This window comes from Stenotrophomonas sp. YJH_SMC_58 (assembly GCF_059369635.1).
In genome coordinates, this window is sequence record NZ_JCAFSW010000004.1 from 118,945 (window position 1) to 143,636 (window position 24,692).

Annotated in this window: 18 protein-coding genes and 3 tRNA genes; 8 read left to right on the forward strand and 13 right to left on the reverse strand. The window is 66.6% G+C overall.

The window, feature by feature from the left end; translation table 11 throughout:
* Positions 1-184: 184 nt before the first annotated feature.
* Positions 185-583, reverse strand: coding sequence for a hypothetical protein (locus AC5P68_RS07225; RefSeq protein WP_033834141.1), 399 nt, complete (start codon positions 581-583; stop codon positions 185-187).
* A 38-nt stretch (positions 584-621) separates the two neighbouring features.
* On the opposite strand from AC5P68_RS07225, the gene AC5P68_RS07230 reads away from it, so the two are divergent.
* The 4 genes from AC5P68_RS07230 to AC5P68_RS07245 all read left to right on the forward strand — a co-directional run bounded on the left by AC5P68_RS07230 (position 622) and on the right by AC5P68_RS07245 (position 6,837).
* Positions 622-1,137, forward strand: a complete 516-nt coding sequence (locus AC5P68_RS07230; protein WP_231522140.1) for an RNA polymerase sigma factor — start codon at positions 622-624, stop codon at positions 1,135-1,137.
* Positions 1,134-2,156: a FecR family protein gene (locus AC5P68_RS07235; RefSeq protein ID WP_231522139.1), complete on the forward strand. Its 1,023-nt coding sequence runs from the start codon at positions 1,134-1,136 to the stop codon at positions 2,154-2,156. Before AC5P68_RS07230 ends, AC5P68_RS07235 begins: the two co-directional genes overlap by 4 nt.
* Positions 2,157-2,297: 141 nt before the next feature.
* On the forward strand, positions 2,298-5,231 hold the full coding sequence (locus AC5P68_RS07240) for a TonB-dependent receptor (protein ID WP_049433270.1): 2,934 nt from the start codon (positions 2,298-2,300) through the stop codon (positions 5,229-5,231).
* Positions 5,232-5,241: 10 nt separating this feature from the next.
* Complete coding sequence (locus tag AC5P68_RS07245) at positions 5,242-6,837, forward strand: alkaline phosphatase D family protein (RefSeq protein WP_231522138.1); 1,596 nt, start codon at positions 5,242-5,244, stop codon at positions 6,835-6,837.
* Positions 6,838-6,860: 23 nt separating this feature from the next.
* Here AC5P68_RS07245 and AC5P68_RS07250 read toward each other — a convergent pair whose 3' ends face one another.
* From AC5P68_RS07250 to AC5P68_RS07265, 4 genes are all read right to left on the reverse strand, one after another.
* Positions 6,861-8,969, reverse strand: coding sequence for a phosphocholine-specific phospholipase C (locus AC5P68_RS07250; RefSeq protein WP_231522137.1), 2,109 nt, complete (start codon positions 8,967-8,969; stop codon positions 6,861-6,863).
* 8 nt (positions 8,970-8,977) lie between these two features.
* Positions 8,978-11,356, reverse strand: coding sequence for a TonB-dependent receptor domain-containing protein (locus AC5P68_RS07255; protein ID WP_231522136.1), 2,379 nt, complete (start codon positions 11,354-11,356; stop codon positions 8,978-8,980).
* Positions 11,357-11,476: 120 nt separating this feature from the next.
* A complete protein-coding gene (locus tag AC5P68_RS07260) occupies positions 11,477-12,403 on the reverse strand; it encodes a c-type cytochrome (protein ID WP_033834150.1) in 927 nt (308 codons plus the stop codon).
* On the reverse strand, positions 12,400-13,746 hold the full coding sequence (locus AC5P68_RS07265; RefSeq protein ID WP_231522135.1) for a c-type cytochrome: 1,347 nt from the start codon (positions 13,744-13,746) through the stop codon (positions 12,400-12,402). The genes AC5P68_RS07260 and AC5P68_RS07265 overlap by 4 nt, the downstream gene beginning before the upstream one ends.
* A gap of 183 nt (positions 13,747-13,929) precedes the next feature.
* Between AC5P68_RS07265 and AC5P68_RS07270 the strand changes: the two genes are divergently transcribed.
* A complete protein-coding gene (locus tag AC5P68_RS07270; RefSeq protein ID WP_005409039.1) occupies positions 13,930-15,048 on the forward strand; it encodes an alpha/beta fold hydrolase in 1,119 nt (372 codons plus the stop codon).
* An 82-nt stretch (positions 15,049-15,130) separates the two neighbouring features.
* Here the strand turns inward: AC5P68_RS07270 and AC5P68_RS07275 are convergent, their stop codons facing one another.
* Entirely contained in the window at positions 15,131-16,270 is a 1,140-nt protein-coding gene (locus AC5P68_RS07275; RefSeq protein WP_012479749.1) for an MFS transporter, read from the reverse strand.
* Positions 16,271-16,454: 184 nt separating this feature from the next.
* On the opposite strand from AC5P68_RS07275, the gene AC5P68_RS07280 reads away from it, so the two are divergent.
* A complete protein-coding gene (locus AC5P68_RS07280; protein WP_024957582.1) occupies positions 16,455-17,150 on the forward strand; it encodes an alpha/beta hydrolase in 696 nt (231 codons plus the stop codon).
* 131 nt (positions 17,151-17,281) lie between these two features.
* Positions 17,282-19,486, forward strand: coding sequence for a TonB-dependent siderophore receptor (locus AC5P68_RS07285; protein ID WP_231522134.1), 2,205 nt, complete (start codon positions 17,282-17,284; stop codon positions 19,484-19,486).
* A gap of 44 nt (positions 19,487-19,530) precedes the next feature.
* On the opposite strand, the gene AC5P68_RS07290 is transcribed toward AC5P68_RS07285, so the two are convergent.
* Entirely contained in the window at positions 19,531-20,232 is a 702-nt protein-coding gene (locus tag AC5P68_RS07290) for a pirin family protein (protein WP_414498097.1), read from the reverse strand.
* A gap of 140 nt (positions 20,233-20,372) precedes the next feature.
* Here AC5P68_RS07290 and AC5P68_RS07295 point away from each other — a divergent pair, with 140 nt between their 5' ends.
* Positions 20,373-21,293: a LysR family transcriptional regulator gene (locus tag AC5P68_RS07295; RefSeq protein WP_005409044.1), complete on the forward strand. Its 921-nt coding sequence runs from the start codon at positions 20,373-20,375 to the stop codon at positions 21,291-21,293.
* A gap of 622 nt (positions 21,294-21,915) precedes the next feature.
* On the opposite strand, the gene AC5P68_RS07300 is transcribed toward AC5P68_RS07295, so the two are convergent.
* The 6 genes from AC5P68_RS07300 to AC5P68_RS07325 form a co-directional block, all read right to left on the reverse strand.
* Positions 21,916-21,992, reverse strand: a tRNA-Arg gene (locus tag AC5P68_RS07300).
* A 32-nt stretch (positions 21,993-22,024) separates the two neighbouring features.
* A tRNA-Arg gene (locus AC5P68_RS07305) sits at positions 22,025-22,101 on the reverse strand.
* A gap of 58 nt (positions 22,102-22,159) precedes the next feature.
* A tRNA-Arg gene (locus AC5P68_RS07310) sits at positions 22,160-22,236 on the reverse strand.
* Complete coding sequence (locus AC5P68_RS07315) at positions 22,227-23,153, reverse strand: alpha/beta hydrolase family protein (protein ID WP_049431220.1); 927 nt, start codon at positions 23,151-23,153, stop codon at positions 22,227-22,229. Before AC5P68_RS07315 ends, AC5P68_RS07310 begins: the two co-directional genes overlap by 10 nt.
* Positions 23,150-23,959 carry a bifunctional hydroxymethylpyrimidine kinase/phosphomethylpyrimidine kinase gene (gene thiD, locus AC5P68_RS07320; RefSeq protein WP_005409046.1) on the reverse strand — a complete coding sequence of 270 codons (810 nt, stop codon included), beginning with the start codon at positions 23,957-23,959 and terminating at the stop codon, positions 23,150-23,152. The genes AC5P68_RS07315 and thiD overlap by 4 nt, the downstream gene beginning before the upstream one ends.
* A 64-nt stretch (positions 23,960-24,023) precedes the next feature.
* The gene (locus tag AC5P68_RS07325; RefSeq protein ID WP_010484284.1) at positions 24,024-24,692 is read right to left on the reverse strand and encodes a YoaK family protein; all 669 of its coding nucleotides are present in this window, start codon (positions 24,690-24,692) and stop codon (positions 24,024-24,026) included.

Sequence of the window (24,692 nt, forward strand, 5' to 3'; positions counted from 1 at the left end):
AGCACTGGAGCGGGGTCGCAACGGCGGGCGCCGTGACGCGAAGGGCGACCGTGGCGGCCACCGAGAAGACAAGCGTAGGCCTGCCCCCCACGCTTCGGTAGGCGGGCGGGGCTTGGGTCTCTGGCAAGCAAGGGTTGGTGCCGCGCGCCGTATCATGGGCCGATGCGCTGGGCGCGGCCGCTGATCAGGCCGGGGACAGCCCCGGCAGGAACACCGGGATGATCGCCACGCCGACGCCCAGCAGGCACCAGGCGACGATGGGCAACCAGCGCGCCAGGCGTTGGGCGGGTTCCGGTGCACGACGACCGCCGATCCACAACAGCAGCGTGAGCACAGCCAGCGCATAGGCGAGGACGACGATCACCGGATGCACATGGATGACCCGGCTGGGCGGCCACATCTGCTGCTGGTAGGCGGTGGTGTGGGCGACCAGCAGCAGGAACAGCAGGCTGCTGAGGGTGTTGATGGCGGTGCGTGCGTTGATGGGAGCACTCCTTGTGCGGGCTGCCGGGACATTGCAGGGGCCGCATTCTAGCGGCTGCCTGCCGGTCGTTGAAACGCCACTGTCATCGATGGCGGTCACCCTGCGGGGCTTTCCAGCCTCGGGGTGGTTGGCCGGCCGTGAACAGCGTGAGGATCTGGGAGAAGAGCTACGCGCTGCGGCGCCGGCTGCTGCGTGGCTTCTTCCTGCGTCGCGGTTCGGCCAGCGAGGATGCCGAAGACCTGGCGCAGGAGGTCTACCTGCGCCTGCTGCGCAGCACCGGCGAGGATGCCGATGCGGTCGAGAACCCGGAAGCCTACCTGTTCACCGTGGCGGCCAACCTGGCGCGCGAGCATGTGCGCGCGCGGTCGTCGCTGCCGCCGCTGGAAGACGTCGACCTGCTGGCCGAAGTGCTGAAAAGCGAAGAAGACATCGAAGGTGAATTCGAGCGCGCGCAGCGCTGGAACGATATCCGCAGCACCATCGCACGACTGCCGGCGACCACGCGGCGGGTGATGGAGCTGCACTACCGCGACGGGCTGGACTGCCCGGCAATCAGCCAGCAGCTGCAGGTGTCGGTGCACATGGTGCGCAAGCACATCGGCAAGGGGCTGGAGGCCTGCAGGAAGGCGCTGGGCGCCAGGGAGCTCACATGAACCGGACCTCATCGCCCGTGGCCGACGACACGATCGCCTGCGAGGCCATGGACTGGTTCCTGCGCAATCGCGAGGGGCCGCTGGATGAGGCCGGGCGCCTCGCGTTCCTGGACTGGATGAAGCGCTCGCCGGATCACGTGCGCGCCTACATGCACGCCCTTGCGTTGCACCGGCAGGTGGGCGAGGCGCTGCAATCGCCGTTGCCAGACGACGCGGCGGTTCCACCGCCGCAGGTCGCCGCCAAGGTGGTGCCGCTGTTCGGTAGCGTGCACGCGCCGCCGCGCGCTGTGCCGCGTCGCGGTCGTGCGCGCTGGGGGGTGGCGGCTGCCGCAGCCTGTATCACCCTGCTCGGCGTGGGCCTGGTTCCGCAGGTGATGCCCACCGAGCAGCTTTACAGTGCCGGACAGGGTGAACTTCGCGACCTGGTGCTGCCTGACCAGACCCAGGTGCGGCTCAACGCGGACAGCCGCCTGCGGGTACGCATGGGCTGGTTCAGCCGCAAGGTGGAGCTGCTGCAGGGTGAGGCCACATTCGACATCGCCCGCGACCGCCGTCCGTTCGAGGTGGCGGTGAACGGCCTGGAGATCCGCGACATCGGCACGGTGTTCGATGTATCGCGACGGCTGCAGAGCACGCGCATCGGCGTGGTCTCCGGCGAGGTGGAGGTATGGAGCCGGGGTGCGGACGCCCGGCGTCTTGCGCAACTGGGCGAAGGCCGGGTGGTGCAGGTCGACGCGCGCAGCCATGTGGTCGAGTCATTGGACCTGCCATTGTCGATGCTGCTGGATTGGCAGCAGCGCAAGGTGTCCTTCCTGGATGAGCGGCTGGACGAGGTGGCCGCTGCCTTCAACCGGCACAACCAGGTGCAGGTGCGCGTGCTGGACGAAGGCGCGGCATCGGCACGGTTGTCGGGCAGTCTCGATGCGCATCGCATCGGTGCGCTGCAGGCCTTCCTCGAACGCGACCCGCGTTTCGTGGTGAGGCGCGAAGGCGACACCGTGCGGGTTGGCAGTCGCTGAGGCCGACGTGGTCGTGGACTGTCAGAAAAAATTCATCGAATCCGCGTTCTCCACTTCGGCGGATGCGGGCTCTTACTTGGGAGAAGCCGCTGCCGAGCCACGCAGCGGCGCCTGCTGCCTTCTCTCTTCCAAGGACCCGTGATGCGCAACACGCTCTACCTGTCGATCATCCTCGCCCTGTCTCCCTGCAGCGTGCCGCTGGCCTTCGCCGCCGGTGCCGATGGCCTGGAGGCGCGTGTATCCACGCCGATCGCGGCGCAGCCGTTGGCGCGTGCGCTGGAGCAGCTGTCGCGCGGTTCCGGGGTGCAGTTCCTGTACTCGGCCGGCGGTGATGCCCGCATGGCCGGTGCGGTGCCGCGCGGTGCCACCGTCAGGCAGGCGCTGGAGGCGCTGCTGGCCGGTACCGGCCTGGGGTACACCGTGGTGGATGGCAATGTCATCGCCATCGATCCGGCGCCAGCTCGCAACCAACCGAAGCCGGCCGCGCCGAAGCCGCGCGAGGCCGAGGCAATGGTGGCGCCGACCCTGGACACGGTGAAGGTGATTGCCGCACATGAGGTCATCGACCAGAAGAAGTCGTCGCCGGTGATCAAGGATTCGGTGGTGTATGACGAGATGGACAGCTACGGCGACGAGACCCTGGCCGAGAGCCTGATGGCCGCTCCAGGGCTGAGTGCGGTGGAGGATGCCGGCGAGCCACGTTACGTGACCGTGCGCGGCGTACAGGCCAACCTCAACTACACCACCATCGATGGCATTGCGATTGCCAGCGTGGGGAGCAGTGGCTCCGGCGAGCGCATGAACAACCTGCAGCTGATTCCCAGTGACATCGGCACCCGTACCGACATCTACAAGAGCTTCAGTGCCGAGCAGGCACCGGATGCGATCGGCGGCGTGATCGACATCATCAGCCGCAGTGCCTTCGACCGGTCAGGCAAGTACGTGTTTGCCGATGTGGCAGGCATCTATTCCACCGCCGAGACCAACGTCGAGCGCAGCGCTGGCGGCAACCACGAGACCCTGGGCCACTTCGGCAAGAGCGCCAAGATGGTGTTCTCCAACCAGTTTGGTGTCGACCAGCAGTTCGGCATCGTTGCGGTGGCACGCTACGAGCAGCGTTCGCGCAACAGCGTCAAGCGCTGGGTGGAGTCGAACTACTACTACAACGACGCTGGCAAATACCTCACCGACGGTACCACGGGCCCGGACCAGGCCAAGGGCTGGAACGGGCTGCGTGCGCCTGGCAACTTCAGCACTGGCACCTATACCAACTTCATCACCAACTTCGGTGGCTCCGCCAAGCTTGAGTGGAAGCCCTCGGATGATCCGTTCTACGCATCGTTGCTGCTGTATTCGTACCGGTTCTACGAGAACTCGACGATGAACAAGACGGATCTGTACGGCAACGCTAAGTTTCCGGTCCGCAACCAGACCGAAGACAGCGGCACCACCCAGATCAACAGCATCTACATCAAGAACCGCCACGACCGCTGGGACCGCAGCAACCGTGGCGCCATCGCCAGCTTCAACTGGGACATGGGGGACCGTTCGCGGCTGACCCTGCGCAGTGGCCATACCGAAGAGACCTTCCACAACAGCCAGGTCTACTGGGGCGTGCGCGCCTACCCGAGCAACCTGTTCGTCGACTACGAAAACGACAGCCACGGTTTCCCCAACGCGGTGGCCGTTTCCGATTCCAGCCTGCTGACCAGTTCCGCATTCAAGCTCAATCCGGCGCAGGCCTACGTCTCCCCGCGCGATGCCAAGGAGAGCATCGACAACCTGCGCGCCGACTTCAGCTACAACATCGACGCCGATGCGAGAGGTTTCGGACTGGCCGCCGGCGCCGAGTACCGCCACTTGAAGATCTGGCAGGACATCGACTTCGACTATTTCAAGAGCAGTGCCACGCTCAACGACTACCTGTATCCGGGTTCGACGCTGCTGGGCAGCGTGCCGGGCTTCCCGCTGATCGACAACCGCAAGTGGAACGAGCAACTGCTGCCGAAACTGGGCAACAACAATGCGGCGTATCCGAATGCCAACTTCACCAGTGACTACAAGTACGTGGAGGACATCACCAATGCCTATGTGTCCGCGCACTACGCCTGGGACCGGCTGCTGCTGATCGGCGGCCTGCGCTACGACCACACCCGCTTCGATGCCTATAGTCCGTTCAGCGATGATGGCGGCACTACCTATACCTCTGCGTTCCGCAACACGAGCGGTGGCTACAACAATCTGCTGCCCTCGTTGAACGCAACCTTCAAGCTCACCGAGGACCAGCGCCTGCGCTTCTCCGCCAGCCGCACGCTGGGCCGGCCGACGCCGAGCAACATCGCCCAGGCCACCAGCACCAGCTGTGGCGATGACGAGGAGGGCAGGGGCTTCTGCAGCATCAAGCAGGGCAATGCCGATCTGCAGCCGCGACGTTCCACCAACATCGACCTGGCGTGGGACCTGTACTTCAACGGAAACAACGGCCTGGTCTCGGTGGCGCTGTTCGACAAGGTGATCAAGGACGACATCTACACCCTGACCACCTTCGAGAACGTGGGTGATGCCCGCTACCGGGTCACCCAGCCGATGAACACCGATGAGTCCACGCTGCGCGGTGTCGAGTTCGCGGTGGCCAACCGCAACCTGCAGTGGGGACGCCAGCGCTTCGACATGTACTTCAACGCTACACGGCTGGAAGGCCAGACCAACTACCGCATCAGCGATGGCACCGAGCGCCGCCTGGATCGCCTGCTGTACCAGCCGGACTGGTCGCTCAACGGTTCGGTGATCTGGCGCATGCCCTGGAAAAGCGCGCAGCTGCGCCTGTCCGGCACCTACCGCAGCCAGATGCTGGTCGACTTCGGTGACACCGAATGGCTGGATTCGTACTACGACCCGTACATGACCTTCAACATGGCCTTCAGCCACAAGGTCAGCAGGCACGTGACGCTGAAGTACGAAGCCAAGAACCTGTTCAACACCCAGCCGACCTACAGCACCGGCCCGAACGGGCGCTTCCGTACCGAGATCGACGACTACGGCCGCTTCTTCTACTTCCACATCATCTACAACTGAGGGCACAGCCGTGGAGACGATCAATCGCAGGCGATTCCTGGCCCTGGCCGGCCTGTCCGCTGCCGGTGCCTGGATGGGCACGGCACACGCGCTGGCCGCGCAGGCCGACGCCACCGCGCTGAACCCGCGCAACCTGCTGGCCAAGCCGCGCTTTGCCAGCACACCCTTCACCCTGGGCGTGGCCTCGGGTGATCCCTCGGCCGATGGCGTGGTGCTGTGGACGCGCCTGGCGACCGAACCGCTGGTGTTCGGCGGTGGCATGCCGATCCGGCCGATGGCGGTCGAATGGCAACTGGCAGCAGACGATGGCATGCGCAGGGTGGTGCGCCAGGGTTCGGCAATGGCGCATCCCGAACTCGGCCACGCCGTGCACGTGGAGCTGGACGGGTTGGCGCCCGGACGGCCCTACTGGTACCGCTTCACCGTAGGCGGCCACGCCAGTGCGGTCGGTTGTACCCGCACGCTGCCCGCAGCCACGGCCGCAGTGGATCGTGTGCGCTTTGCGGTGGCCGGTTGCCAGCACTACGAAGAAGGCCACTACACCGCGTGGCGGCGCATCGCCGAGGAACCGCTGGATTTCGTCTTCCACTACGGTGACTACATCTACGAAGGCGAAAGCCAGCCGGGCCTGCGGAAGATGAACGGCCAGCCGTTCACCAACCTGCGCAACCACGTCGGCCCGCAGATCTACACACTGGATGATTACCGCCGCCGCTACGCCCAGTACAAGAGCGATCCCGACCTGCAGGCCGCGCATGCGGCGGCACCGTGGTTCGTCACTTTTGACGACCATGAAGTGGACAACAACTGGGCCGGTGCCGAGGACCAGGATGACACGCCCAGCGAAGTGTTCCTGCTGCGTCGCGCACAGGCGTTCCAGGCCTACTACGAGAACATGCCACTGCGCCGCTCTGCATTCCCGCGCGATGGCCACATGCAGATGTACCGGCGCGCACGCTACGGCACGCTGATGGACCTGCACCTGCTCGATACCCGCCAGTACCGCAGCAAGCAGGTGAACATGGCGTTGCGTGAGGAGGTGGAATCGCCGGAGCGCAGCATTGTGGGGGCGAAGCAGGAGCGCTGGCTGTTCGACGGCCTGGCCGATGCCGCACCGCGGTGGCACACCATCGCCCACCAGGTGGCGCTGGGCAACTACATGCGCGAGAAGGATGGGGTGGTGCAGTCGTCCGACGACCAGTGGTCGGGCTATCTGGACAGCCGCCGGCGCCTGCTCGACCACATCCAGAAGGTGGGCTTCGGCAACGTGGTGACCGCCTGCGGCGACGCGCATCGCCACTATGCCAGCGATCTGGTGCAGGACCACCGTGACTCGGGCGTGGTCTCCAGCGAGTTCCTCGCCACGTCGATCACCTCCGGCGCCGATGGCCAGGGTGTGGACGCGTATGCCAGCAACCAGCTTGCGCACAGCCCCTATCTGAAGGCGACCACCGACAAGCGTGGCTACGTGCTGTGCGATGTCACCCGCGATGCGTGGATCGGCGACATGAAGACCCTGGATACCGTGATGCAGCCGAATGGCGCGGTGCAGAGCTGGAAGCGCTATGCGGTGGAGCACGGCCGGCCGGGGCTGCAGGAGGCCTGAATCTACCGCTCTACAGAGATCCTTCAATCCTGCTCGAACCGCAATGGCTCGCTGCCCATCGCCGGGTCACTGGTGCCGGGGCGCCCATCCTCGGCACGACCGGCCAGGCGCAGCATGCTCTCGCCCGCGCCGATCTGCAGGTCATACCAGCCCGCCGTGGGCGTTGCGTCCCACGCCAACGCGGTTTCTGCGTGTGCGGGTAGTACCAGCGCCTGATCGGGCATGTGCCCGGCATAGGCACCAGGCTGCACACGCACCTGCTGCGCGCCGTCACCCAGATTGCGCAGCCGCAGCCGCAGTTGGCCATCCGTGCGATCAATTGAAGCCTGCAGCGCAGGATCCTTGGCCGCCCCCTGGAAGTGGCGGTGGAAGCCGTTCGGGCCCAGCAGCCACAGGTCATAGCGGCCCTGGGCATCAAGCGGCCAGCGCTCGCGCAGCGGCATGCGCGGGAGCAGCGTGTAGCGGCGCGGCACCGCATCCAGCCGCAGCCGGTCGTAGACATGCAGCACTGCCGCCGCGCCTTCGCAGGATAGCGCCAGATCCACGCCCGAGGCGTCCACCGCAGCCATCGATGCCTGCGGCCGATAGGGCAGGGCGCGCGCCGGGCGTATGCCGACTTCCTGCTTCGCTGGTTTCAGCCCCTCCGGCAGCGCCGGCACGGTTCGCCTTGGCAACGCAGCGGCGCGTGCGGCCACCGCGCTCACGTCGGGCAGGCCGCGTACGAACGGGCGGGTATCGCGCTGGGCGAAGTCGAAGGCGTTGCTGAGGTCGCCGCAGACCGCGCGGCGCCACGGCGAGATGTCCGGTGCCGCCACACCGAAGCGGCGTTCGATCAGTCGAATGACCGAGGTGTGGTCGTAGACCTGCGAGTCGACCCAGCCACCCCGACTCCACGGCGAGATCACATACAGCGGCACGCGCGGGCCCAGTCCATACGGGCGGCCGCGCAGTTCGGCGGCATCGTACTTCTCGTCGCCCGGTGCCGGATGGCGGTGGTATTCGCCCTCGGTATTGACCGAGGACGCACCCGCCCAGCCGCCATCCACCGGCGAAGGCGGTGCCGGTGGCGGCATGTGGTCGAAGAAGCCGTCGTTCTCATCGAACATCAGCAGCAGGGCGGTGCGGCTCCAGACTTCCGGATCGGCAGTCAGCGCATCCAGCAAGCGCGCGGTATAGGCCGCGCCCTGCGCCGGACTGGAGGGTCCGGGGTGCTCGCTGCCGGCCGCGTCGGCGATGATGAAGCTGACCTGCGGCAGGCGCCCGTCGAGTACGTCCTGGCGCAGCTGTGACAGGCCACGGGTGCTGACCCCGCGTGCGCGCAACTGCGGGTCATGCCCGGGTGCAGCACTGTACGCCCGACGGAACGCCTCGAAGCCGGCCAGCGGGTTGTCGGTGAAGTTGTCCGCCATGTCCTGGTAGATCTGCCAGGACACGCCGGCCTTCTGCAGGCGTTCGACATAGCTGGTCCAGCGGTAGGACGCCGGATGCCCGCCGTGTTCGGGGAAGTTGTCATGCGAGTTGGCGATCACCGGGCCGCCGGCGCGGGCCTGTGCATCGTTGTGGCCGGTCCACAGGAATACCCGGTTCGGATTGGTGCCGGCCTGCATCGCGCAGTGGTAGGCGTCGCAGATCGTGAACGCATCGGCCAGCGCGAACTGGAACGGCATGTCGCTGCGCTGGAAGTAGCCCATGGAGTGGTTCTGCTTGGCCTTCGGCCAGTGCCCCATGCGCCCGTGGTCCCAGGCACGCTGTGCGTCCGGCCAGGTGTGCGGTGTGCCTTCCACCCGCATGTAGCCGAAGTGCGCGGCGGTATCCAGCGGGAACGGCGCGATCGCGCGCGCGCCGCTCGCGTCGGGCTGCAGCCACAGGCTGCGGGTGCGGCCACCGGCCTGCAGGGCCGCGGCAGGGGCCACGAAGCGATCACCGAAACCACGTACCCCAGGCAGCGTGCCGAAGTAGTGGTCGAACGAACGGTTCTCCTGCATGAACACCACGATGTGCTGCAGGTCTTCGAGGCTGCGCGTCTGCGCCGCAGGCGCGATCGCTGCGGCCCGGGCGATGCTGGGCAGCAGCGGGGAAAGGCCGGCGGCAACGCCGGCCTGCAACAACCGGCGTCGGCCGATATCGGTCACGGGCTCACTCACAGGTCCACACGGAAGGAGATGCCGACGGTGCGCGGGGCGCCGATGAAGGCGTTGTCGCGGCCGTCCACCCCCGCAAGATACCGCTTATCGGTGAGGTTGCTCACCACCAGGTTGGCACCCATGCCCTTCAGGCGCGGCGACAGCCCCTGCAGGTCGAAGCCGATGTTGGCGTTGAACACGGTGGCCGAGGGCAGCTTGTTGACGTTGGCGGCATCAAGGTAGCGCGTGCCCAGGTACCGTCCGGAGAGGCCGAAGTTCCAGTTGGCGCCCTGCCAGTCGGCCGACAGCACCAGGGTGTTCTCCGGCTGGCCGATCACCTTGGCACCGTCGACGATGCCGAGCTGCGTATCGCGTGCGGCATTGCCACTGCCCAGGTATTTGGAGCGGTTGTAGGTGTAGGCCGCGTTGATCCGCCAGCCATTGTCCCAACCATAGCCGAACGCCGCTTCCAGGCCGTTGCTTTCCACGCCACCGAAGTTCTCGTAGACGCCGTCGGTCTCGCCCAGGTAGTCGATGCCGCTGACGAAGCCCGCCGGCAGGTAGACGATGCGGTTGTCGAACTTGATGTTGTAAAGCGTGACCGAGGCGGTCAGCGGCCAGCGGCTGATGCGCATGCCCACTTCGATGTTGTCGGCGGTCTCCGGTTCGACGTTGCGGAAGCGCTGCGGGTCGGTCTCGCCGAGCACGCCGGAGGGAATGGCGGCGAAGTTCTGCGAGAAGCCGGCGAACAGCTCCATGCCTTCCACGCCCGGTGCCCAGGTGAAGCCGGTCGACAGCAGCGGATCGGACCTGGAATCGGATTTCACCTGCTCGCTGGCACCGATCACGCGGCGGCGCGACTGGTCGACGAAGAACTGCTTCACGCCCAGGCGGGCACTGAACGGGCCGAAGCGGGCCACGTCCTCGACGTAGTACATCTGCTCGTCAACCTTGTACTTGTCCTCGAACTGCACCCAGTACGGCTGATGGTCGAAGGCGATGTCCTGGCCGACGTTGAGCAGGCGGTGCCAGTCACGGCGTGCCGAACGGTCCAGCTTCTCCACCCACAGGCCGCCACGGATCGTGTTGTCGATCGCACCGAAGGTCTGCCGCCATTCGACGTCGGCGGTCACGCCCATGCGGTCGTTGTCGTAGTGGGTGTGGCGGTAGGACTGCGCGCCCAGCACGTTGCCCGCGTAGCAGTTCGGATCGTACTCGGCGGTGAAGCCCAGGCGCGGGGTGCAGCTGGCCAGGCGCTGCGCGGCGCTGCCATCGGGATTGACGAAGAAGATCTGGCCGCGGTTGCTGCCGCCGTACACGGTTTTGCCACCGAGATATTCCGATTCGGGGCGGCCCGCACCCTCATCGCTGACCTGCGCCAGGTAGGGTGGCAGCCAGTCGCCCCGACCTTGCATGCGGTGCCCGTAGGCGGCCACCGAGGCCTTGAACCCGTTGCCGCCGTCGAAGGCCGCACGCAGGTAACCAAAGGTGTTCTCGCGCAGCGCACGCGAGCCGGAACGGTAGTTCTGGTCCAGATACGGAATGCCGGTGAGGGTGCCGACCAGGTTGTCGCGATCCGGATTGGTGGCAAAGCCCTTCGGTGAGACGCTGGTGTATTCCGGCTCGTCGGCATCGTTGTAGGACAGGTAGCCGGTCAGGGTCCAACGGTCCAGTTCGGTGATGAACTTGCCGGCGATGTGGTCGTTGCTGGCGTGGCCGGTGCCGTCGATCCAGTCGTGCACCTTCGACGAGGAGGCGCTGATCCACGCGCGGGTGTGGCCGCCGAGCAGGCCGGTGTCGTAGCGCACGTAGTACTTGCGCGCCTCGTTGTCACCGGCACCGACCACGAAGCGCAGGCGGCTGTCCTGCATCGGGTCGCTGGTGAGGAAGTTGAGCGTGCCGCCGAGGGCTTCGTTCGAGCGCGAGGAGATGTCAGCGGTGCCCTGGCTGACTTCCACCGTTTCCAGGTCCAGGGTGTCGATGTAGCGGTTGGCCAGCGAGCCGCCGCCGTAGCCGGAGCCGCCGTTGGGCAGACCGTCGATGGTGGTGCCGATCTGCTGGGTATCACGATTGGTGACGAACCCGCGCATGCTGATCTGCGTGCCCCACACCGACGAGCCGGTGGCGTCGGCCTCGCTGACCACCACGCCGGGTACTTCGTTCAGCGCGTCGTTGACGCTGCTCATCACCGTCTGCCGGTTCAGTGTTTCTGCGCGCACCGACGTCTTGGCGTAGCTGGTGGCCTGGCCGATCACCTGCACCTGGTCGAGGGTGCGGGCATCGCTGCTGCGCGCTTCGCCCGTATCGCCCTGCGGTGCTTCTGCGAGGGCGTCCAGCGCGGGGGCGATCAGCAGGGCAAGCAGCGAAACACGGGGAAAGCGCGCAATCGTTCGCATCGATACCGGACCTTGGGGGGAGAGAAGCCCCCGAGTGTCGACAGCACCAATGACATCGACATGACGTAGAGATGCAGGAACCGTGTTGTGTGACGGCCGACGCCCCCGGCCGCCTGCCTGTCAGTACCGCGCGTCCTTGGGTTTCGGGTCGCGCGGCCAGTCCTTGGCCTTGTTGGCGAAGTCCGGCCGGGGCTGGTTGATGAAGTAGCTGGCGATGTCCACCGCATCCTGGTCGGGCATCGCCTGCTGGCCCAGTGGCGGCTCGCGGGTCACCGCCGGTGGCATGTTGTGCTTGACGAAGCCGGCGGCCTTGTACAGGCGCGCCATGCCGGCGCCGATGTTGAAGCTGTGGTCGCCCCATAGCGGCGGGAAGGCGATGTCACCGCCGGCGTCGCGCCGTCCTTCGCCGTTGTCGCCATGGCAGGCGGCGCACTGCACGGCGTACAGCGCCTGGCCGCGGACCGGGTCCGGGGTCAGCGTGCTGTCGATCGGCCCCTCACTGGGGGCGGCCACCTTTGCACCCTCTGGCACCGGACTGCTCAGCCACGCCATGTAATCGAGCATCGCGCGCATCTGCGGCGAGTCCTCCGGCAGCGGCTTGCCGTTCATCGAACGCTGCAGGCAGCCGTTGATGCGCTCGGTCAGCCCGATCACCTTGCCCGGACGCGGCATGTAGCGCGGATAGGCGCCGCCGCCGGTATTGAAGTAGTGATTGCCGAAAGGCCGCTTGCCCTCGGCCATGTGGCACGAGTTGCAGTTCAGGTCGTTGCCGACATTGTCCGGCAGCAGCCGTGCGGTCTCGTTGAGGATACGGCGGCCGAGCATCACCGATTCGGCATTGCCGAGCCCGGCGATTTCTTCGGCGCTGGGCGCATGGTAGTGCCCGACCACCTTGCCCTGCGCATCGAGGATATCGATCGTGCTGGCCACGGCGGCATCCAGGTCCGGATACAGATGACGGTAAGCGAGGGTACCGGCCCCGGCGAGCATCACGAGGGTGATCGCACTGCCGATCAGCAGGCGGGAGCGTTTGCGCGAACGTTTCATCGTGCGGCCTCCTGCGGAACGTAGTGCACCGGCTTGTCGCGCACCACCCGGCGCATGCGCGCCACGTCGACCTCGCTCACGGCACTGGCCTGGTTGCCCCAGCTGCTGCGGATGAAGGTCAGGATCTGTGCCAGCTGCGCGTTCGGCAGCTGCTCGAAGCCGGGCATGGTGAAGGCCATGCGGTCATGCGGGGTATGCGGCGTGCGGCCGCCGATCAGGGTCACCTGCACCAGCGAGCTGGGGTCATCGGCGAACACGATCGAGTTGCCGGCCAGGGCTGGATAGACGCGCGGCATGCCGCGCCCGTCGGCGCGGTGGCAGGCCTGGCAGTGCTCGGCATAGGCCAGCGAACCTGCCACGCGGTAGTCGCCGCTGCGCAGTGCGGCGGTGGTGGTGTCGGTACCGGGCGACCACTGTGCGCTGCGTCCTTCGCGGGCGGGCAGCTGCTTCAGGTAGCGGGCCATCGCCAGCAGGTCGGTGTCGGACAGGTACTGCGTGCTGTGCTCGACCACGTCGGCCATGCCGCCGAAGGCCGCCGATCGATCGGTGCGGCCGGTACGCAGGAAATCGACGATCTCGCCCTCGCTCCAGCTGGCCAGGCCGGTCGATTCATTGCGCAGGTTCTTCGCGTACCAGCCTTCCAGCACCGAGCCGGACAGGAACTGGCGGCTGCCATCATCGGCCATCGCCTTTTCCTGGAACGCCAGGCCACGTGGTGTGTGGCAGGCGCCGCAGTGGGCCAGGCCTTCCACCAGTTCGGCGCCGCGCTGCTGGCTGGCATCCAGCGACGGATCCGGGTTGAACGTGCGCGGGCGTGCGAACAGCAGCTGCCACCAGGCCAGTGGCCAGCGCATGTTGGCCGGCCACGGGATCGTGCTGTCGGCGTTGTTCTGCTTCACCGGTTGCACCGAGCCCATGAAGTAGGCGTACAGCGCCTTGATCTCGGCGTCGCTGGCGATCACGTACGAGGCGTACGGCATGGCCGGATACAACGGCTGCCCATCATGGCGGATGCCGCGACGCACCGCGCGCTCGAAGTCGGCGTAGTCGTAGGCGCCAATGCCGGTGTCCGGATCGGGCGTGATGTTGGTCGAGTAGATCGTGCCCATCGGCGTCTGCATGCCGAGGCCACCGGCGAACGGCTTGCCGCCGGGCGCGGTGTGGCAGGCCGCGCAGTCGGCCGCGCGCGACAGGTATTGTCCCTGCGCGATCAATGCCGGATCGTGGATGTCGACCTGCGCGGCCTGTCGCGGTGCGAACCAGTAGGGCGTGGTGCGGGCGACGCCGTAGGCGGCGGCCAGCGTGGCGGCCAGGGCAATGGCGAGCTTGAACGAGGTGCGCATGGCGGCACTGTGGGCAATCCCGCGCGCGCGTTCATTGATCCGGATCAATGACTGAACAGATACAGCTTTTACACCAAGCTGAATCGTTCCTGCGTTGTCATCAAGCCGTCATCCATGCGCGATAGATGGCCCACGCGCGCGTCGCTAACCTGCCACGCTGTCGCACCTTTTCCCCGATTGCCCATGAAGCGCCTGCTGCTGTTGTTGCTGGCGTGCGCCGGCCTGTGGCTGGCTGCATGCTCGTCCTCGATCAATGCCTCGTCCACCTCGCTCGCCGATCGGCTGATCGCGCCGGGTGGCGTATCGACCCTGCTCGATCGTCCGCGCATTGCTGCGGCCATCGCCGAACTGCCCAATCGCCACGGCTTCGCGCCGGGCCGCGATGGCGTGCCGATCTTCTGGCGTGTGTTCGATCCTGGCGATTACGGCGCGCGTTACCACTACCTGCCGCAGCGCCACGAGAACGGCCTGCCGCTGGATACCGGCCTGAGCCTGGCAGTACCGCAGCCGTTCCGCGCGCAGGCACCGCGCGGTACCGTGGTGCTGCTGCACGGCTGGATGATGAACGGTGATTCGATGCTGCCGTGGTCGTTGCAGTTGGCCGAATCCGGCTACCGCGTGGTCACGCTCGACCTGCGTAATCATGGACAGTCCGGTACCGGGCCGTCGGGTTATGGCACCTATGAATCCGACGATGTGGTGGATGTGATCGGCGAGCTGCGCGCCCGTGGTGAAGTAACCGGCCCGCTGTACCTGTTCGGCGTGTCCTATGGCGCCGCCACAGCGGTATTCACCGCCGACAAACTCGGCGACCAGGTGGAAGGGGTGGTGGCGATGGAATCGTTCGCCAATGCCGGTGTGGCGATCCGCACGATGATTCCGCACCTGATGGGACTGCAGCCGGAAGGCCTGAAGGCGCAGGCGATGGCGTCGTACGCGCGCTGGCGCTACGGCGGCCAGGACATCAACCAGGTGATCGCCGCCGCCAGCCGCCGTATCGACGTCGATCTGGACCGCGTGGATGTAGCGCGCGCGCTGGCCGATACCCGCGCCTGCGTGCTGCTGCTGCACGGCCAGGGCGACCAGCACATTCCGGTCAGCCAGGGCCGCGAACTGGCCCAGGCCAACCCGCGCGCGCATTACATCGAGATGCGCGGCGAGGACCACATTACACTGCCGCTGCGGCTGGACCTGCTGGCCGGAGTGGTCGATGACTGGATGGCGCGCGATGAGCACCACCCGAAGAGCGCCTGTCCGGCCCCACAGCTGCCGGCCCAGGCCGAGTGGCTGGCCCACCGCTGAAAAAAAGGGGACGGAGGGGATTAAGTCGTTTCCCGCACAGCTGGGCCATAAACGACTTAATCCCCTCCGTCCCCTTTTTCTGTCAGGCCACCCGTCGTGCCAGCGAGCGGGCAGACGCCGCGACGCCCAGCAGCAGCGCGGCCACGCACAGGAAGGCGAAGCCGAGGCTGGTGCCGTGTGCCAGTGCACCGATCGCTGCCGGGCCGGCGAGGATGCCGGCGTAACCCAGCGTGGTGACTGCGGTGATGGCGATGCTCTCCGGCATCACCCGCTGCTGGCCGGCCATCGAGAACAGTGCCGGCACGATGTTGGCGCAGCCCAGCCCGACCAGTACATACCCCGCCAGCGCCACCGGGAACGAGGGCACCAGCGTGGCCAGGGTGAAGCCTGCTGCGGCGGTGATGCCGCCGAAGACCAGGGTGCGGGTGCGGCCGAGGCGCTCGACGATGCCGTCGCCGAACAGGCGCATCGCGGTCATCGCCAGGGTGAACAGCGCGAAGCCGGCGCCGGCCTGGTCACGCGGCACCTGCCGCACTTCGGCCAGGAACACCGCGCTCCAGTCCAGCATCGAGCCCTCGGCGAGGAACACCACGAAGGCCAGCACGCCGATGAACAGCACCACGCCGTGCGGCAGCGCCAGCAGTGGGCCGTCGTGCAGGATCCGTTGCGGGCGCCAGTGCGGCGCCGACAGCACCGCGACCAGCAGCAGTGCCGCCACCGAAACCAGCGCGGCCAGCCACAGCGGTGTACCCAGGATCAGCAGGCCGGTCATGCAGCCGGCGCCGACGAAGCCACCGATGCTGTAGAAGGCGTGGAAGCCGGACATCATCGCGCGCCCGGCGTCGCGCTCGACCGCGACCGCCTGCATGTTCATCGCACAATCCAGCGCACCGACGCCGGCGCCGAACACGAACAGCGCCGCACCCAGCGCCACCGGCGAGGGCGCCAGCACCAGCAAGGGCAGGGCGCACAGCATCATCGCGCAGGTGATCACCATCACCCGGCGGCAGCCCAGCCGCCCGGTCAGCGCGCCCGCCAACGGCATCGCCAGCAGCGAGCCGAGCCCAAGGCACAGCAGCACGGCGCCGAGGCTGGCGTCGGACAGCCCGGCCTTGGCCTTGGCGTAGGGCACCATCGGCGCCCATGCGGCGGTGGCGAATCCGGGAATGAAGAAGGCGGCGCGGGTGGCGTGCTGCTGGGCACGGGGGGATGAAGGCGTCATGCGCGATGCGAAGCTCCAGGGAACAGTCATGAAAACGATTTCAGACTGACTCGGCAAGTGCCATGCGTGACATCGGGCGACGCATACGATTGCAGTGACCCGATTGCGTCACCAGCGATTAACGCCACGCACGGACAGTGGCTGCACGGTCTGCATTCCGCCGGCCGCTGCCGGAGACCTCTACATGAGCACGACACCGACCATCCTCCTCGTCCATGGCTTCTGGGGCGGGGCCGCACACTGGGCCAAGGTGATCCTGGAACTGCATCGCAACGGCCACGACCGTGTGCAGGCGGTGGAACTGCCGCTGACCTCGCTGGCCGACGACGCAGGGCGCACCCGGAAAATGATCCGGCAGATCGACGGGCCGGTGCTGCTGGTCGGCCACTCCTATGGCGGCGCGGTGATCAGCCAGGCCGGTAACGAGCCCAACGTGAAGGGCCTGGTCTACATCGCCGCCTTCGCGCCTGATGCCGGCGAGAGTCCCGGTGGGATCACCCAGCAGCACCTGCCGGAGGCGGCGCCGAACCTGGCACCTGACAGTGATGGCTACCTGTGGCTGCGTGCGGACAAGTTCCATGAGAGCTTCTGCCAGGATCTGAGCGAGGACGAAGGCCGGGTGATGGCCGTTACCCAGAAGGCACCGCTGGCCAGCACCTTCGGTGATGCGGTCAGCGACCCGGCGTGGAAGCACATGCCGAGCTGGTACCAGCTGTCCCGCCACGACCACATGATCGCGCCGGAAAACCAGAAGGCCATGGCCGCAAGGATGCAGCCCAGGCGCCTGCTGGAGCTGGATGCCAGCCATGCCTCGCTGGCTTCGCAGCCGAAGGAAGTGACCGCGCTGATCCTGGAGGCCTGCGCCGCCATCGGCGGCTGATCCCGCGCCAGCACTCCGCACGACAGCCGCGGCGCAGGGGAGTACACTCCTGCGCCGCGGCTGTCCGGCCGCGTCCCTCTCTTCCCTCCAGCCGCCGCCAGAGGATCCCACCCTATCGTGGAGGTCCCGTCGTGCTGCCTGTGCCTGTTGTCCATACGCCGTCCCCCTTGCCGCGTCGCCGCGCGTTGCCGCAGGCGCTGGCCCGGGGGGGGCTGATCGCTGCTCTGGGCAGCAGCGGTATTGCTGTTGCGCAGTCCAGTACGGATCCAGCCAAGGATTCGCAGGCGCCTGCATCACAGACCCTGCAGACCGTACAGGTCACCGCCAACCTGCTCGGTACCATCACCGAGGGCAGCGACGCCTATACGCCCGGCACCATTGCCACCGCGACCCGCCTGGTGCTGACGCCACGGCAGACCCCGCAGACCATCAGCGTGATCACCCGCGCACAGATGGATGACTTCGGCCTGCACGGCATCGACGACGTGATGCGGGTGACCCCCGGCATCAGCATCGTCACCTACGACAGCGAACGCACCGAGTACTACGCGCGCGGTTTCGCGATCCAGAACTTCCAGTACGACGGCATTCCGATGTCGCGCAACTCGGCGTACTCCGCCGGCAACACGCTCAGCGATACCGCCATCTACGACCGCATCGAGGTGCTCAAGGGCGCGACCGGCCTGCTGACCGGCATGGGCGATCCGGGTGCGACCATCAACCTGGTGCGCAAGAAGCCGGGCAAGGACTTCGCCGGCAGTGCCTCGCTGGGTGTCGGCCGCTGGGACGACTACCGCGCCGAGCTCGATGTGGGTGGCCCGCTGACTGCCGATGGCCGCGTGCGTGGCCGTGCCGTGGGTGCCTGGGAAGACAAGCGCTCCAACCTGGACAACTACCAGCGCACTAGCAAGGTCGGCTATGCCGTGCTGGAAGCCGATCTGGGCGAACGCACGCTGTTGTCGATCGGTGGCGACGTGATGGACAGCGACCCGAAAGGCTCCACGTGGGGCGGCATTCCGCTGCTGGACAGCGCCGGCAACTTCAACCGCATGCCGCGCTCGTTCAACAATGGTGCGCAATGGGCCGGCTGGCGCCAGTACGTGCGTACCGGTTTCGCCACGTTGGAGCACACGTTCGCCAACGATTGGATTGCCAAGCTGCAGCTCAATCATCAGGTCAACGGCTATGACGCCGCACTGGCCGGTGCCGCCGCCGGCAATCCCGATCCGTTGACCGGCGAGGGCGTCAGCCTGTGGCTCGGCAAGTACGTCGGCAAGACCGTCAGCAATGCCGCCGACTTCTATGTGAGTGGGCATTTCGGCCTGTTCGGCCGCGAGCATGAGCTGGTGGTTGGTGGCAGTGCCTCGCGCAAGCGCTGGACCAATACCGGCTACGGCCCTCAGGCGGGTTTCCCGGATACCGTGCCGGACTACCGCAGCTGGAATGGCGACATTGCCGAACCGCAGTGGCAGCGCACCTATGACAACAATGAAATGACCCGTGAGAACGGGCTGTACGTGGTTGGCCGCTTCGACGTGGCCGATCCGTTGAAGCTGATCGTCGGCAGCCGCCTGGCCAGCTACCGCTCGCCGGACACGCGCGAGACCGGCGTCCATGTGCCCTATGCCGGCGTGGTCTACGACCTCGGCGAGCATTACTCGGTGTATGCCAGCTACAGCACCATCTTCAAGCCGCAGGGCGAGCGTGACGAGCAGGGCAAGGCGCTGGATCCGCTCGAAGGCCGCAGCTACGAGATGGGGCTGAAGGCCGAGTTCTTCGATGGACGCCTCAATGCCAGTGCGGCGCTGTTCCAGCTTGATCAGGACAACTTCGCTCAGCCCACCGGCGGCAAGACACCGGATGGCCAGGATGCCTACCGCACCTTGATGGGCGTGCGCACCAAGGGTTTCGAGCTTGAAATGTCGGGTCAGCTGGCCGAGGGCTGGCAGGTGCAGGGTGGGTTCTCCCACAAGATCGCCCGCCAGGCGGGCACCAAGGTGACCACGCTGGAACCGGAGAACCAGTTCAGCCTGCACACCCGCTACCGCCTGCGTGGCGCCTGGCAGGGGCTGACGCTGGGTGGTGGCGCACGCTGGCAGGATTCGACTTTCGGCGAGATTACCAACCCGGCCACGCGGGCCAAGGTGGTGCATCGCACGCAGCCGTACTGGTTGCTCGATGCGATGGCGCGCTACCAGTTCAACGATCGCCTGTCGGCCACGGTCAACGTCAACAACCTGCTCGACAAGCGTTGCTACACGATCTTCAATTGGTACAGCACCTACGCCTGGGGCGAGCCGCGCAACGTGCGGTTGAGCTTGAATTACAGGTTCTGACGCAGATGCGCCCGCGATGCTCTGCAGCATCGCGGGCGATGTGGTTACAGCGGCAGGTCGAACACCAGCACTTCGGCATCGTTGCCGTTTTCCAGCGTCAGCTGGGCTTCGTCGCTGACCTGCAGCGCATCACCGGCTTCCAGGGTGATGCCGTTGACCTGCAGCTGCCCACGGGCCACCTGCACATAGGCGCCACGACCGTTGCCAAGGGCATGGTGCAGCTTCTGGCCGCCGTCGAGGATGGTGGCGAAGATGCTGGCATCCTGGTGGATGCGCAGCGAACCGTCGGCGCCGTCCGGCGAAGCGATCAGGCGCAGCTGGCCGCGCTTGGTCTCCGGTGCGAAGTGGGTCTCCTCGTAGGACGGCGTGATGTTCTCGGTGTCCGGGAAGATCCAGATCTGCAGGAAGTGCACGGTCTCGTCGGCCGAGTGGTTGAACTCGCTGTGGGTGACGCCGCTGCCGGCGCTCATGCGCTGCACGTCGCCGTAGCGCAGCACTGAGCCGGTGCCCATCGAGTCCTTGTGTTCCAGCGCACCGCCCAGCACGTAGGAGATGATTTCCATGTTGCTGTGGCCGTGGGTGCCGAAGCCCTGGCCGCCGATCACCTTGTCTTCGTTGATCACCCGCAGCGGGCCGAAGCTGACGTAGCGCGGGTCGTAGTAGTTGGCGAAGGAGAAGGTATGGCGCGAGGACAGCCAGCCATGCTCGGCCAGGCCACGGGTAGCGCTCTTGCGGATCTGCAGCATGATGGAATCTCCTTGTTCGATGGTTTCGATGGGGCGGGGTGGGCTGGCAGCCGCTTTGTTTCCCCGTTGGAGAGAAGTATCCGCTTGCGCCTTGGGTTTGAAAAACGGATAGTTTTGACAGCCATCATCGAAAAATTCGAATGCTCAAGCTCAGCCTCGATGCCCTGCAGATCCTGGATGCCATCGACCGCCGCGGCTCCTTTGCCGGCGCCGGCAAAGCCCTGCACAAGGTGCCCTCGACCATCTCCTACACCGTGGCCAAGCTGGAGGAGGACCTGGGCGTTCAGCTGTTCGACCGGGTCGGTCCGCGCGCCGAGCCGACCGAGGCTGGCCGCGCGCTGCTGGACGAAGGCCGGCACCTGCTGCGCGCCGCCCGCGAGCTGGAACTGCGGGTGCGCCGGGTGGCGTCGGGCTGGGAGACCGAACTGACGCTGGCGGTGGATTCGGTGTTCCCGACCTGGCTGCTCGGGCCGGACATCGCCGCGTTTCGCGAGGCCGAGGCACCGACCCGGCTGCGATTGATCGGCGAGGCCCTGTCCGGCACTTGGGAGGCCCTGCTGGACCGCCGTGCCGACCTGCTGGTCGGCGCGCCGGGCGAGGGCCCCAGTGGCGGTGGTTACGTGGTCGAGCCGCTGGGCACGGTGGAGTTCGTGTTCGCGGTCGCGCCCGGTCATCCGTTGGCCGCAGTGCCGGGTGTGCTGGGTCGCGAGCAGCTGGTCGAGCACTGCGCGATCGCGGTCTCTGATTCCGCGCGCAGGCTGCTGCCGCGCACGGTCGGCTTGTTGATGGGGCAGGAGATGCTGACGGTGCCGGACATGGCCAGCAAATTGAAGTTGCAGTGCGAAGGCGTGGGATTCGGCTTCCTGCCCGAGCCGTGCGCACGCGCTGCGGTGGCGCGCGGCCAGCTGGTGATCCGCGAGGTGGAGGAACACAAGCCGGAAGAGACCTTCTGGCTGGCCTGGCGCACCGGAGAGGATGGCGCCGCACTGCGCTGGTGGCGCGAGCGCCTGCGCAGGCCGGAGCTGCTGTCGCAGTGGTGGCAGGCAATGGCCAGGGGGTAGGTGTACGGCAGGGCTGCGCCCTGCACCCGCTACGATCCAGAGCAACAGCAACAGCAACAGCAACAGCAACTGCAACAGCAGAAGCTGGTTTCCTGAGGGATGGCGGGGTGGGTCCGGTTGCGGGAGACGCCGTAAACCGGTCCTTGGGGGCTTGGCCGCGGCATCCATGCCGCGGACACTCCCGCAACCGGACCCACCCCGCCTTCGACAGTTTTCCGCGATCTGTCGGAACGGCGTACTGCTCTGGTAGGTGTCGATCTTGGTCGACACGGTAGATCCACGCCATGCGTGGATGCTCTTCGATCAATTGTCGAAATGTTCGAACTCGATGGAGATTCATCCACGCATGGCGTGAATCCATCAGATCGCGGAAATCTGTCAGAGGCGGGGCGGTGTCGGAGTGCGGGGTGTCAGCCGCATGGATGCGGCTGCCAAGCCTACATGGACGTACTTGCGGCGTCCCCGCACTCCGACACCGCCCCGCCATCCCACGGAATGCCAGCTTTTGCCGTGGCCGTTGAGGTTGCCCGCCAGCGGCCGGCACTACCAGGGGGCAGGGCGCAGCCCTGCCGAAAAACACACATAAAAAAACAGCAGGCCGAGGCCTGCTGTTTCGGTGTAATGGTGCGCCCGGAGAGATTCGAACTCCCGACCGCCTGGTTCGTAGCCAGGTACTCTATCCAACTGAGCTACGGGCGCCAATTACATGAACTTGTTGTGCTGACTGTGTATGGTGCGCCCGGAGAGATTCGAACTCCCGACCGCCTGGTTCGTAGCCAGGTACTCTATCCAACTGAGCTACGGGCGCGCGGTACACAATCAAATTTTACTGCATTTCCAGCGGCGGATGCTGGAAACCTGTCGAGTGGTGCGCCCGGAGAGATTCGAACTCCCGACCGCCTGGTTCGTAGCCAGGTACTCTATCCAACTGAGCTACGGGCGCCCTGCGACAGGAGCGGAATTATGCGGATGTCGGCGCGTACCGTCAACAGTTTTGTGAAAATTTTCATCCAACTGAATGAAAAAGCTGTCAGCCACGGCATCAGGGGCCTTCAGCCACGCGAAATGATCGGCGCGCGTGCCCAGTTCCTGCGCGGACAGCACGCGCAGCTGCGCGTCCACATTCGGCAGCTTCGCCAGCAGCGTCTGCATCGATCCGGTGGGGGCCAACCAGTCGTGCTCCATCAGCACCGCCTGTGCGCTGCCATGCACACGCGCCATCTGCGCATCGAGGTCTTCGTCCATGCCGACGGCGGCGTAATGGTTGTTCAGGCCGACGCGCGCCCAGTCGGCGATCAGCCCGCGCGCTTCGGTGCCACCGAAGCCGAGGCGACGGCCATGCAGCACGCCCTGGCGCTGTGCGATCCACGGCAGGAAGCGGTAGACCAGCGGCAGCAGCCAGCCACGCGGTGGTGGGAATCCGCGCCAGAACGGTGAGCCGCTGGCGGCCAGCCACAGCCGGTTGAAGTGCTGCGGGTTGCGGCCGGCATGCACGCAGGCCAGCTGCCCGCCCAGGCTATGGCCGCCGATGATCCAGGGCAGGGCGTCGCCGTCGTCATCTGCTGCGGCCAGGACGGTCTGGCTGGTCGGCAGATCCTGTTCGAGTACCTCGCGATAGCCCCAGTCCTGCGTGCGTGACGGGCGCAGCGAACTGCTGCCATTGCCTCGCCACTCATGCAGGTAGACCGCCACGCCCTTCGCCGCCAGCGCCAAAGCCAGTGGCAGGTAGTGGCGCGCCGCCACGCCCAGTGCCGGCAGCCACAGCAGGCGTGCGATGGGCTGTGCGGGCACGCAGGCGATCACCTCGTAGCGATGGCCGTCGTCGCACTGCACGGCAAGGACGCTCGGCGTCAGGCTCATGCGTGGGGTGCCGCGCCGAAGTGATCCAGCACCAGCACCTCGCTGCGGCCGGGGGCATAGCCCTGCTGCAGGCCGCGTGCAACGTAGTCGATACCGGCTTCGCAGGCATTGGCCAGGCTCAGGCCATTGCACAGCTGCGCGGCGATGGCCGAGGCCAGCGTGCAGCCGGTGCCATGTGCGTCCAGTGGCAGGCGCGCGTGGATGAATTCTTCGCTGCTGACGCCGTCGAAGTAGCGATCGATCACGCGATTGCCCTCATGCAGGTGGCCACCCTTGAGCAGCACTGCGCCGGCACCGAGGTCGAGCAGGGCCGAGGCGGCCTGTTCTGCGTCTTCGCCGTTGCTGATCTTCCGGCCGACCAGCAGTTCTGCTTCCGGCGTATTGGGGGTGATCAGCGTGGCCAGCGGGATCAGGCGCTCACGCATGGCCTGCAATGCGCTGTCTTCCAGCAGGCGTGCCCCACTGGTGGCGACCATCACCGGGTCCAGTACCACGTGTGGCGGGCGATGCTTTTCGAGTGCATCAGCGACGGCATGGATCACTTCGGCGTTGGCCAGCATCCCCAGCTTCACCGCATGGATGTCGAAGTCGTCGAAGCAGGCATCCAGCTGCGCGCGGAGGAACTCGATGGGGGGCACGTGCACGGCGATGACGCCACGGGTGTTCTGCGCGGTCAGTGCAGCGATCGCCGAGAGGCCATGCACGCGGTGCGCGGCGAAGGCCTTCAGGTCGGCCTGGATGCCGGCGCCACCGCCGGAGTCGGAGCCGGCGATGGTGAGGGCGGAAACGGGGGTGGTCGGGCTCATCAGTTGATTGTGCCGTGGTCCCGGAGGGGAAGGTAGATCCACGCCATGCGTGGATGTCCTTGATTCAATGCCGCCAACGCGCCCACTGCTGGTACAGCACATAACCCAGCCCGGTCAGGCCGGTCAGCAGGGCCGGGGCGAGCAGGGCGTCGTACTGCCAGCGCATGAACAGCCAGGCGCCGATGATGCCGCCGGCGAGGAAGCCGCTGATGATCAGGCCGCTGAGGGTCAGCCGTCGTACCTGCAGCGGCAACCCGCGCAGCAGGTGGCCCAGGCCGATGCCGAGGTCGGTGAACATGCCGCTGAGGTGGGTGGTGCGCACCACCGCGCCACTGAAGGTGGTGGCCATCGCGTTCTGCAGGCCGCAGGCCATGGCGGCGGCCAGCGCGCCCCAGATCTGGTGTTGTTCGAACAGTGGAATGGCGACCAGCAGCAGCGCCGATTCCAGTGCCAGCGCCACGCCGTAGCGTCGGCCCAGCTGCAGGGTGCTGTCCTGGATCAGCAGGCCGCTGAGCATCGCGCCCAGCGAGAACGCGATCAGCAGTCCCCACAAGTGGCCGACCGCGCGCCAGTCACCCTGGGCCAGTGCCATGCCGAGCTGGCTGGTGCTGCCGGTCATGTGGCTGACCGCCTGGTGCTCGAAACCAAGGAAACCAACCACGTTGACCATGCCGGCCACGCACGAGAGCGCGACCGCGCCGATCCAGACCCAGGTGGGCAGGCGTATTCCCAT

Bases quoted from the DNA above. Each gene is read 5' to 3' on its own strand.
- AC5P68_RS07235 (WP_231522139.1), top strand. From the start codon at position 1,134: ATGAACCGGACCTCATCGCCCGTGGCCGACGACACGATCGCCTGCGAG.
- AC5P68_RS07240 (WP_049433270.1), top strand. From the start codon at position 2,298: ATGCGCAACACGCTCTACCTGTCGATCATCCTCGCCCTGTCTCCCTGC.
- AC5P68_RS07255 (WP_231522136.1), bottom strand. From the start codon at position 11,356: ATGCGAACGATTGCGCGCTTTCCCCGTGTTTCGCTGCTTGCCCTGCTG.
- AC5P68_RS07260 (WP_033834150.1), bottom strand. From the start codon at position 12,403: ATGAAACGTTCGCGCAAACGCTCCCGCCTGCTGATCGGCAGTGCGATC.
- AC5P68_RS07265 (WP_231522135.1), bottom strand. From the start codon at position 13,746: ATGCGCACCTCGTTCAAGCTCGCCATTGCCCTGGCCGCCACGCTGGCC.
- AC5P68_RS07270 (WP_005409039.1), top strand. From the start codon at position 13,930: ATGAAGCGCCTGCTGCTGTTGTTGCTGGCGTGCGCCGGCCTGTGGCTG.
- AC5P68_RS07275 (WP_012479749.1), bottom strand. From the start codon at position 16,270: ATGACGCCTTCATCCCCCCGTGCCCAGCAGCACGCCACCCGCGCCGCC.
- AC5P68_RS07280 (WP_024957582.1), top strand. From the start codon at position 16,455: ATGAGCACGACACCGACCATCCTCCTCGTCCATGGCTTCTGGGGCGGG.
- AC5P68_RS07290 (WP_414498097.1), bottom strand. From the start codon at position 20,232: ATGCTGCAGATCCGCAAGAGCGCTACCCGTGGCCTGGCCGAGCATGGC.
- AC5P68_RS07295 (WP_005409044.1), top strand. From the start codon at position 20,373: ATGCTCAAGCTCAGCCTCGATGCCCTGCAGATCCTGGATGCCATCGAC.
- AC5P68_RS07315 (WP_049431220.1), bottom strand. From the start codon at position 23,153: ATGAGCCTGACGCCGAGCGTCCTTGCCGTGCAGTGCGACGACGGCCAT.
- thiD (WP_005409046.1), bottom strand. From the start codon at position 23,959: ATGAGCCCGACCACCCCCGTTTCCGCCCTCACCATCGCCGGCTCCGAC.
- AC5P68_RS07325 (WP_010484284.1), bottom strand. From the start codon at position 24,692: ATGGGAATACGCCTGCCCACCTGGGTCTGGATCGGCGCGGTCGCGCTC.